We start from the raw sequence: 9,803 nt of genomic DNA on the forward strand, positions 1-9,803 counted from the left end.
CCGGCGGCTGCTGCGCAGCGGCAGGCCGCGGCTCCTCGGGCGGCGCCGCGTCGCCCTGCATCTTGCGGCGCGACCAGCGGTGCAGAAAGCCTTCGTCAGGCATCGCCGGCTCCCGATCCACGCTTCTTTTCGGTGCTGACGCTGGCGGCATTGCCGAAGCGGTCCACCAGCGGCTTGAAGCTTTCCGGGCGCTTGCGGCGCTTGGGCTCGGCCCGGTAGTGCTGGTCGACCCAGTCGCGCAGCCACTGCACCACCTCGGGCTGGGCCGGCACCTGCTCGACCATTTCCTGCGCGTCGAGCAGGCGGCCGGCGTCGTGGTAGCTCAGCGAGACCAGCGCGGGCCTGGCGATGGGCTCAGGGGCGATGCCGGGCATTTCCTCCATGCGCCACATCACGAACCAGCACGGCGCGTCGGTGGTGGCGTTGAGGAAGTAGCCCTCGGCGTCGTCGCTGAACAACTCGACGACGAAGCCCGGATGCAGCCAGCGCTGCTCGCCGCCTTCGGTCTGGTGCACCAGCCTCGGCTGGCTGCCGGCACCGGCCTCGTCGGGCAGCACGCTGTCGAACACCCAGCGCCACTCCTGCCAGCGCGCGGCCGGGCCCTGCACGCGCTCGCGGCGCATCAGCACCGCGACGTCGAGGTGGGGACGGGTGTGGGAGTCGGTCGTGTCGTGTTGCGCCGCGTCGTCGTCGGGCATGGTCTCTTCAAGGGGTGGTTGCCTGCACCTCTCGAGAATAGCCTGCAACCGCGGCGGGCGTGCCGCCCCGGGTCAATCGCACTGCGCAGTACTTGAATTCGGGAATCTTGGCCGTTGGGTCCAGCGCGGCGTTGGTCATCAGGTTGGCCGCCGCCTCGTAGTAGGCGAAGGGCACGAACACCGCGCCGGGCGGCGTGCCGTCGTCGCGGCGCACGTGGATGGCCACCTCGCCGCGGCGCGACTGGATGGTGATCACGTCGCCGGGCGAGAGGTCCAGCCGCTGCAGGTCCGCCTGGCACATCGATGCCGTGGCGATGGGCTCCAGCGCGTCGAGCACGGTGGCGCGGCGCGTCATGCTGCCGGTGTGCCAGTGCTCCAGCTGGCGCCCGGTGATCAGCACGAAGGGGTAGTCGGCGTCGGGGCGCTCGGCGGCCGGGATGATGTCGGCGGGCACCAGCTTCACCCGGCCGTCGTCGGTGGGGAAGTCGTCCACGAAGACGATGGGCTGGCCCGGGTCCTCGGCGCTCAGACAGGGGTAGGTCACGCTCGACTCGCGCTGCAGGCGTTCCCAGGTGATGCCGCTGATGGCCGCATGCATCGCTTGCCGCATTTCGTCATAGACCTCGGCCACGCCGCATTCCTCGCCCTGGTAGTTCCAGGGCAGGCCGATGCGCTTGGCCAGCTCCTGGATGATCCACAGGTCGGGCTTGGCGTCGCCCGGCGGGTTGAGCGCGCGCTTGCCCAGCTGCACCATGCGGTCGGTGTTGCTCACCGTGCCGGTCTTCTCGGGCCAGGCGCTGGCGGGCAGCACCACGTCGGCCAGCCAGGCGGTCTCGGTCATGAAGATGTCCTGCACCACCAGGTGCTCCAGCGCGCCCAGGGCGTGCCGCGCGTGGTTCAGGTCGGGGTCGCTCATGGCGGGGTTCTCGCCCATCACGTACATGCCGCGGATCTTGTGCGGGTCGCTGTCGTCGGCCAGCGCCTTGTGCATGATCTCCACCACCGTGTAGCCAGGCGTCTTGTCCAGCCGCGTGTCCCAGAACTTCTCGAACCAGTCGTGCACCGCCGGGTTGTCCACGCGCTGGTAATTGGGGAACATCATGGGGATCAGGCCCGCGTCGCTGGCGCCCTGCACGTTGTTCTGGCCGCGCAGCGGGTGCAGGCCGGAGCCGGGCTTGCCGATCTGGCCGGTGACCGACACCAGCGCGATCAGGCAGCGCGAGTTGTCGGTGCCGTGCACATGCTGGCTCACGCCCATGCCCCACAAAATCATCGCGCCCTTGGCGGTGGCGAACTCGCGCGCCACTTCGCGCAGCGTGACGGCCGGAATGCCGCAGATGGGCGCCATGGCCTCGGGGCTGTAGCCCTTCACGTTCTCCTTGAGCGCCTCGAAGTTGCTGGCGCGCTCGCGCACGAAAGCCTCGTCCACCAGGCCTTCGTCGATCACCGTGTAGATGAGCGCGTTGAGCATGGCCACGTCGGTGTCGGGCTTGAACTGCAGGTTGCGCCAGGCATGCTTGCTGATGTCGGTGCGGCGCGGGTCGGCCAGCACGATCTTGGCGCCGCGCTTGGCCGCGTTCTTCATCCAGGTGGCGGCCACCGGGTGGTTGGCCGTGGGGTTGGAGCCGATGATGAAGATCAGGCCCGCGTTCTCCACGTCGTTCACCTGGTTGCTCACCGCGCCGGAGCCCACGCCTTCGAGCAGCGCCGCCACGCTGGATGCGTGGCACAGCCGCGTGCAGTGGTCGACGTTGTTGCTGCCGAAGCCCGCGCGCACCAGCTTCTGGAAGAGGTACGCCTCTTCGTTGCTGCCCTTGGCCGAGCCGAAGCCGGCCAGGCTCTTGGCGCCGTAGGTGTCGCGCAGCTGCGCGAGCTTGCCGCCGGCCAGGTCCAATGCCTCTTCCCACGTCGCTTCGCGGAACACCTCGCTCCAGTTGAGCGGCTGGCCGTCGTCGATGCTCTTGGGAATGCCGGGCTTGCGGATCAGCGGCTTGGTCAGGCGCTGCGGATGGTGCGCGTAGTCGAAGCCGAAGCGGCCCTTCACGCACAGGCGGCCATGGTTGGCCGGGCCGTCGCGCCCTTCGACGCTGACGATCTGCTCGTCCTTCACGTTGTAGGTGATGAGGCAACCCACGCCGCAGAAGGGGCAGACCGAATCGACCTTGCGGTCCACCGCCTGCGAGCCGATCTGCGTCTTGGGCATGAGCGCGCCGGTGGGGCAGGCCTGCACGCATTCGCCGCAGGCCACGCAGGTGCTCTCGCCCATCGGATCGTCCAGGTCGAACACGATCTTCGAGTCGCCGCCGCGCATGGCGTAGCCGATCACGTCGTTCACCTGTTCTTCGCGGCAGGCGCGCACGCAGCGGTTGCACTGGATGCAGGCGTCGAGGTTGACCGCCATGGCGGGGTGCGACACGTCGTGCGCCGGCTGCTCGCGGCGCAGCGCCTTGAGCTCGGGGCGCACCTCGATGTCCAGGCGCTCGGCCCATTCGCTCAGTTCGCCGTGCTGGCCGCACTGCCCGCTGTTGCAGTCGGCGCCGGCATCGGCGTCGTTCCACTTGTAGCCCACGTCCGGCATGTCGGACAGGAGCATCTCAACCACCATCTTCTGGCTCTTGACGGCGCGGTCGCTGCAGGCCTGCACTTCCATGCCGGCGGTGGCGGCGCGGCAGCAGCTGGGGGCCAGCACGCGCTCGCCCTTGATCTCGACCACGCAGGCGCGGCAGTTGCCGTCCGGGCGCAGGCCCTCCTTGTAGCAAAGGTGCGGAATGTCGACGCCGGCGCGCTTGGCGGCCTGCAGGATGGATTCGCCTTCGTAGGCCTCGACGGTCTTGCCGTCGAGCTGGAACTCGAGCGTCTGAGGCAACAGCTCTTGGAGCTTCGTGGGGGCGTTCATGTTCTTGTTCTCCTGGCCTCAGGCGATTTCGTGCGGGAAGTACTTCTGGATGCTGCGGATCGGGTTGGGCGCCGCCTGGCCCAGGCCGCAGATGGAGGCGTCGCCCATCACCTGCGCCAGGTCTTCCAGCGTGGCGTTGTCCCAGACCTTGTCCTGCATGAGCGCGGCCGACTTGCCGGTGCCCACGCGGCACGGCGTGCACTGGCCGCAGCTTTCGTGCTCGAAGAAGCGCATCACGTTCAGCGCCGCGTCGCGCGCCTTGTCATGCTGGCTGAGCACCATCACGGCGGCCGAGCCGATGAAGCAGCCGTAGGGCTGCAGCGTGTCGAAGTCCAGCGGAATGTCCGACAGGCTGGCCGGCAGGATGCCGCCCGACGCGCCGCCCGGCAGGTAGGCATACAGCTCATGCCCGTCCAGCATGCCGCCGCAGTATTCGTCGATGAGTTCCTTGATGGTGATGCCCGCCGGCGCCAGCTTGACGCCCGGGAACTTGACCCGGCCGCTCACGCTGAAGCTGCGCAGGCCCTTGCGGCCGTGGCGGCCGAAGCCGGCAAACCACTCGGGCCCCTTCTCGACGATGTCGCGCACCCAGTACAGGGTTTCGAAGTTGTGCTCCAGCGTGGGCCGGCCAAAGAGGCCCACCTGCGCGATGTAGGGCGGGCGCATGCGCGGCTCGCCGCGCTTGCCTTCGATGCTCTCGATCATGGCGGACTCTTCGCCGCAGATGTAGGCGCCGGCGCCGCGGCGCAGCTCGATCAGCGGCAGCTCGTACGGCGGATCGGCCTGCAGCCTGGCCAGCTCCTGCTCCAGCAGCGCGCGGCAGTCGTGGTATTCGTCGCGCAGGTAGATGTAGCAGGCGTCGATGCCCACGCAGTGCGCGGCCACCAGCAGCCCTTCGAGGAAGCGGTGCGGATCGCGCTCGAGGTAGGTGCGGTCCTTGAAGGTGCCGGGCTCGCCCTCGTCGATATTCACGGCCATCAGCTTGGGCGCCGGCTGGTCGCGCACGATGCGCCACTTGCGCCCCGACGGAAAGCCCGCGCCGCCCAGGCCGCGCAGGCCCGAGTCTTCCATGGCCTTGATGACGTGCTCGACCTCGCGGATCACCTCGCCCGCTTCCACCTTGCCGGTGACCAGCGCCTTGGCCAGGCGGTAGCCGCCGTGCTCGCGGTAGGTGTCGTAGTCGGTGTAGGCCGGCAGCACGTCGATGGCCGCCAGCTCGGGCGACACGCTCTGCTCGGCCAGCTCGGCCGGCTTGAACACCGTCTGGTCGCGCAGCGCTTCTTGCCTGGCCGGCGTCGGTTGCAGTGCCTGCATCACGCTTTCAGGCGTGGCCAGCGGCACGGCCTGCTGGTTCACCGCCACGGCGGGCGCCTGCTCGCAGCGGCCGATGCAGGGCGCGGCGATCACGCGCACGTCATCGCGGCCGGCCAGGCCCAGCAGTTGGGGCAGGCGCTCGAGCAGGTCGCCGGCGCCGGCCAGGGAGCACGAGAGGCTGTCGCACACGCGGATGGTCACGGCCGGCAGCGACTCGTCGCCGCGAAGGATCTCGAAGTGGTGATAGAAGGTCGCGACCTCGTACACCTCCGCCATCGGGATGTTCATGAGGGCGGCCAGTGCCACCAGGTGGCGGTCGCGCAGGCCGTTGTGCGCGTCGTTGACCTTGTGCAGGAACTCGATCAGCAGGTCGCGCCGGTAGCCGCCCTGCGGCTTCTCGCCGATGAGTTCGCGCACCTGCTCCATCGCGTCGCCTTCGGGCTGGCGGCCCTTGAGCTTGCTCTTCTTGCGAATGCGCTCGCGCATGTCGTCGACGGTGCCGAGCGGAATCGTCGTCGTGGTGGTGGCGGTCTTGCTGCTGGCTGCCGTGCCTGGGTTTCTCTGCATCTGCCTTGGCCTCTTGCGCCGGCGCGTGGGGTGGCCGGCGCTTGTCTCGATTTCTGGATCATCTTCTTTGCCAAGGCCCTTGTTCTCCCAGGGAGAAAGGGCACCTATGCAAATTGATTCCAGTGTCCGTGCAGCCGCTGCAGTGCGTCAAATTCAATCGGCGAACCGATTGATTAGCAACTTGAATGGATCAGGTGTTCTTGCTGACGGTAATCGTCGGGAACTTGGCCGAGAAGTCCTTGGCCTTTTCCGCAATGCCCACCGCCACCTTGCGCGCCACGGCCTTGTAGATGGCGGCCACCTCGCCGTCCGGGTCGGCCACCACGGTGGGCTTGCCGCTGTCGGCCTGCAGGCGGATGTTGATGTCCAGCGGCAAGGCGCCCAGGTAGGCCATGCCGTTGGTCTCGGCCATCTTCTTGCCGCCCAAGGCGCCGAAGATGTGCTCCACGTGGCCGCAGTTGGAGCACACGTGCACCGCCATGTTCTCCACGATGCCCAGGATCGGCACGCCCACCTTCTCGAACATCTTGATGCCCTTGCGCGCGTCCAGCAGGGCGATGTCCTGCGGCGTGGTGACGATGACGGCGCCGGTCATGGGCACGCGCTGGCTCAGCGTGAGCTGGATGTCGCCGGTGCCCGGGGGCATGTCGACGATGAGGTAGTCCAGGTCTTTCCAGTTGGTCTGGCGCAGCAGCTGCTCCAGCGCCTGCGTGGCCATGGGGCCGCGCCAGATCATGGCTTCGTCCTGGTCGACCAGGAAGCCGATGGACATGACCTGCACGCCGTGGTTCTCCAGCGGCTCCATGGTCTTGCCGTCTTCGCTTTCGGGACGGCGGTTGATGCCCAGCATCATGGGCTGGCTGGGGCCGTAGATGTCGGCATCGAGCAGGCCCACGGCCGCGCCCTCGGCCGCCAGCGCCAGCGCCAGGTTGGCCGCGGTGGTGCTCTTGCCCACGCCGCCCTTGCCCGAGGCCACGGCGATGATGTTCTTCACGTTGGGCATGAGCTGCACGCCGCGCTGCACCGCGTGCGAAATGACCTTGGTCGTGATGTTGGCCGAGACGTTGTCGACGCCCGGCACCGTCTTGGCCGCGGCCACCAGGGCCTTGCGAAGCGCCGGGACCTGGCTCTTGGCCGGGTAGCCCAGCTCGATGTCGAAGGACACGTCGCCTTCGCTGATCTGCACGTTCTTGAGCGCGCGGGTGCTGACGAAGTCCTTGCCCGTGTTGGGGTCGAGGACGGATTTGAGCGCTTCGGCGAGCGCTTCCTTGGTAGCTGCCATGGTGGGTCCGAGAAACTGGATGGGATGGCAGCTAGTCTAGGGCCTGAACGGCCGGCCGGCCGGCGGCGGCACTGCAATGCACCGCCGGCCAGGCGGGTCATCCTCAGGCAAACAGCACTTGCGCGTCGGTGTATTCGCGCAGCCCGTCCTCCGTGAACTCCACCCCCAGGCCCGAGGCCTTGGTGCCGCCGAAGGGCGCATTGGGCTGGATCATGCCGTGCTTGTTGATCCACACCGAGCCGCATTCCATGCGCATGGCCACGCGCCGCGCCTGCACCGGGTCGCTCGACCAGACCGAGCCGCCCAGGCCGTTGGGGCTGTCGTTGGCGGCGGCAATGGCGTCTTCCACATCGCTGTAGCGGATGACCGGCAGCGCGGGGCCGAACTGCTCCTCGTCCACCAGCGCATCGCCGTTGTTCAGGCCCGCGATGATCGTGGCCGGGAAGAACAGGCCCGCGCCCGGCTCGCCGCCCAGCAGCACGCTGCCCTTCTTCCGGGCATCGGCCACCAGCCGTGCCACCTTGTCGAACTGCATGCGGTTCTGCACCGGGCCGAGCTGGCTGCGCTCGTCCAGGCCGTCGCCCATGGGCACGCGGCGGGCGTAGGCCACCAAGTGCTCGCACACGTCGTCGTGGATGCGCTCGTGCACGTACAGCCGCTTCATGGCCGCGCAGGTCTGGCCGTTGTTGATGAAGGCGCCCCAGAACAGGCCCTCGGCAATGGCCTTCGGGTCGGCATCGGGCAGCACGATGCCCGCGTCGTTGCCGCCCAGCTCCAGGGTCAGGCGCTTCATGGTGGCGGCGGCCGACTGCATCACCCGCTGGCCGGTGGCGCACGAGCCGGTGAAGACGATCTTGCGGATGAGCGGATGCGCCGACATGGCCGCGCCCAGGTTGCTGCTGCGGTCGTCGCAGCTCACGCTGTTGACCACGCCGGGCGGCAGCACTTCGCCCAGAAGCTCCACCCAGCGCAGCGTGGCCAGCGGCGTGTAGGGCGAGGGCTTGATGACCACCGTGTTGCCGCTGCGCAGCGCCGGCAGCACATGCCACACGGCAATCAGCGCCGGAAAGTTCCACGGCGTGATGGAGCCCACCACGCCCAGCGGCTTGCGGTGCAGTTCCACCCGGCCGGCCGCGTCGTCCTGCAGCACCTGCACGGGCAGTTGCAGGCTGGCGGTGTGGCTGGCCCAGGCCGCGGCGGCGCCCAGTTCCCAGCGCGAGCCCAGGCCGTTGAGCGGCTTGCCCTGCTCCAGGGTGGTGAGCAGCGCCAGCTCTTCGGCATGGGCCTGGATCTTCTCGGCGACGGCGCGGCAGGCCTGCGCCAGTTCCTCGTCGCTCTGGCGCGACCAGCCCTGGAAGGCGCGGTGCGCCGCGGCGACGGCAGCGTCCAGCTCGGCCTGGCCGCCGTTGGGGGCCAGGCCGATGACTTCACCGGTGGAGGGGTTGCGCACCTCGAAATGGCTGGCGCCGCGCACGGCGCTGCCGCCGATGGTCATGGCGGGTTGATGCATGTGAAAGGGTCTCCTTTGGATGACTCGAAAAAAAATGACTCAGGCCGCCAGCAGCGGGCTGCGGCGCCGCGTGTAGCCGCTGGCCTGTTCGTAGGCATGGCCCACCTGCAGCACCGAGAGGTCGGCCTGCGCCGGCCCCATCACCTGCAGGCCGATGGGCAGCCCGCCGGGGCCGAAGCCGGCCGGCACGCCCAGCACCGGCACGCCGGCCAGCGTGCCGCCCACCACCACTTCCATCCAGCGGTGGTAGGTGTCCATCGGCTTGCCGTCGATGCTCCTGGGCCAGGTCAACTTGGCGTCGAAGGGGAGCATCTGCGCCGAGGGCAGCACCAGGTAGTCGTAGCGGGTGTACAGCCTGGCCAGGGCCTGGTACCAGGCGGAGCGGTCCATCGACGCGCGGTAGACGTCGCCGGCGCCCAGCTTCAGGCCCTGCTCCACCTCCCACACCGCCTCGGGCTTCATCTGCGCGCGCAGCTGGGGGTCGGCATACATGCCCCCGGCAATGCCGGCGACGAAGAAGCCGCGCAGCACCAGCCAGGTGGACCACAGCTTCTTCATGTCGAACTCGGGTTGCACCGCCTCCACCGTGCAGCCGATGGTCTCGAAGTGCTTGAGCGCCTGGGTGCAGGTCTGCATCACGCCGGGCTCCATCGGCAGGTAGCCGTTGAAGTCGCCCATCCAGCCCACGCGCACGCCCTTGAAGTCGCGCTGCAGGGGCCGGGTGAACTGGGCCGGGTCCTGGTCGATGGACAGCGGCGTGCGCGCATCGAAGCCGGCCTGCACCGACAGCAGCATCGCCAGGTCCGCCACGCTGCGGCCCATGGGGCCTTCGTAGCCCAGCTGCTGCATGAAGACCTCGCTGGTCGGCCCGTAGGGCACGCGGCCCGACGAGGGGCGGAAGCCGAAGACGTTGTTCCAGCCGGCCGGGTTGCGCAGCGAACCCATCATGTCGCTGCCGTCGGCCACTGGCAGCATGTTCAGCGCCAGCGACACCGCCGCCCCGCCGCTGCTGCCGCCCGCGCTCCTGCCGGGGTCGAAGGCATTGCCGGTGGTGCCGAACACCGCGTTGTAGGTGTGCGAGCCCAGGCCGAACTCGGGCGTATTGGTCTTGCCGATGAGCACCGCGCCGGCCTTGCGGGCGCGTTCGACGACGATCGAATCGGCCTTGGGCATGTAGTTCTTCAGGATCGGCGAACCCTGCGTGCTCGGAATGCCCACGGTGTTGGCCAGGTCCTTGGGGGCCTGCGGAAAGCCGTGCATCCAGCCCACCGCGCGGCCCACGCGCCGGGCGGCGGCCAGCTGTTCGTCGCGCTGCGCCGCCTGGGCCATGAGGCCGTCACGCGGCTGCAGCGAGACGATGGCATTGACCTTGGGGTTCATCCGGTCGATCTGGGCGAGGTAGGCGCTCATCACCTCGGTGCACGAGACCTCGCGTGACTGGATGGCCTGCGACAGGCGAATGGCGCTCCAGCCGGTGATTTCGCCCTGCGCCGGCTGGCTGCCGGCCGCGGCGCCGGCCGGTGCGGCGCAACCGGG

Annotated in this window: 6 protein-coding genes; all 6 read right to left on the bottom strand. The window is 68.9% G+C overall.

Features of this window, described 5'->3' with window-relative positions; translation table 11 throughout:
- Positions 1 to 95: 95 nt before the first annotated feature.
- Entirely contained in the window at positions 96 to 698 is a 603-nt protein-coding gene (locus tag VSO01S_RS24670; protein ID WP_068645422.1) for a DUF3305 domain-containing protein, read from the bottom strand.
- Between the two features lie 7 nt (positions 699 to 705).
- Entirely contained in the window at positions 706 to 3,594 is a 2,889-nt protein-coding gene (gene fdhF, locus VSO01S_RS24675) for a formate dehydrogenase subunit alpha (RefSeq protein WP_068645423.1), read from the bottom strand.
- A gap of 18 nt (positions 3,595 to 3,612) precedes the next feature.
- Positions 3,613 to 5,475, bottom strand: a complete 1,863-nt coding sequence (locus VSO01S_RS24680; protein ID WP_068645424.1) for an NADH-ubiquinone oxidoreductase-F iron-sulfur binding region domain-containing protein — start codon at positions 5,473 to 5,475, stop codon at positions 3,613 to 3,615.
- Between the two features lie 190 nt (positions 5,476 to 5,665).
- The gene (gene apbC / locus VSO01S_RS24685) at positions 5,666 to 6,757 is read right to left on the bottom strand and encodes an iron-sulfur cluster carrier protein ApbC (protein WP_068645425.1); all 1,092 of its coding nucleotides are present in this window, start codon (positions 6,755 to 6,757) and stop codon (positions 5,666 to 5,668) included.
- 103 nt (positions 6,758 to 6,860) lie between these two features.
- On the bottom strand, positions 6,861 to 8,267 hold the full coding sequence (locus VSO01S_RS24690) for an aldehyde dehydrogenase family protein (protein WP_068645426.1): 1,407 nt from the start codon (positions 8,265 to 8,267) through the stop codon (positions 6,861 to 6,863).
- A gap of 39 nt (positions 8,268 to 8,306) precedes the next feature.
- A partial coding sequence (locus VSO01S_RS24695; RefSeq protein ID WP_373282930.1) for an amidase occupies positions 8,307 to 9,803 on the bottom strand: 1,497 nt, incomplete at its 5' end.

Origin of the sequence: Variovorax soli NBRC 106424 (genome assembly GCF_001591385.1) — a bacterium.
GTDB lineage: Bacteria > Pseudomonadota > Gammaproteobacteria > Burkholderiales > Burkholderiaceae_C > Variovorax > Variovorax soli.

Bases quoted from the DNA above. Each gene is read 5' to 3' on its own strand.
- VSO01S_RS24680 (WP_068645424.1), bottom strand. From the start codon at position 5,475: ATGCAGAGAAACCCAGGCACGGCAGCCAGCAGCAAGACCGCCACCACC.
- VSO01S_RS24670 (WP_068645422.1), bottom strand. From the start codon at position 698: ATGCCCGACGACGACGCGGCGCAACACGACACGACCGACTCCCACACC.
- fdhF (WP_068645423.1), bottom strand. From the start codon at position 3,594: ATGAACGCCCCCACGAAGCTCCAAGAGCTGTTGCCTCAGACGCTCGAG.
- VSO01S_RS24690 (WP_068645426.1), bottom strand. From the start codon at position 8,267: ATGCATCAACCCGCCATGACCATCGGCGGCAGCGCCGTGCGCGGCGCC.
- apbC (WP_068645425.1), bottom strand. From the start codon at position 6,757: ATGGCAGCTACCAAGGAAGCGCTCGCCGAAGCGCTCAAATCCGTCCTC.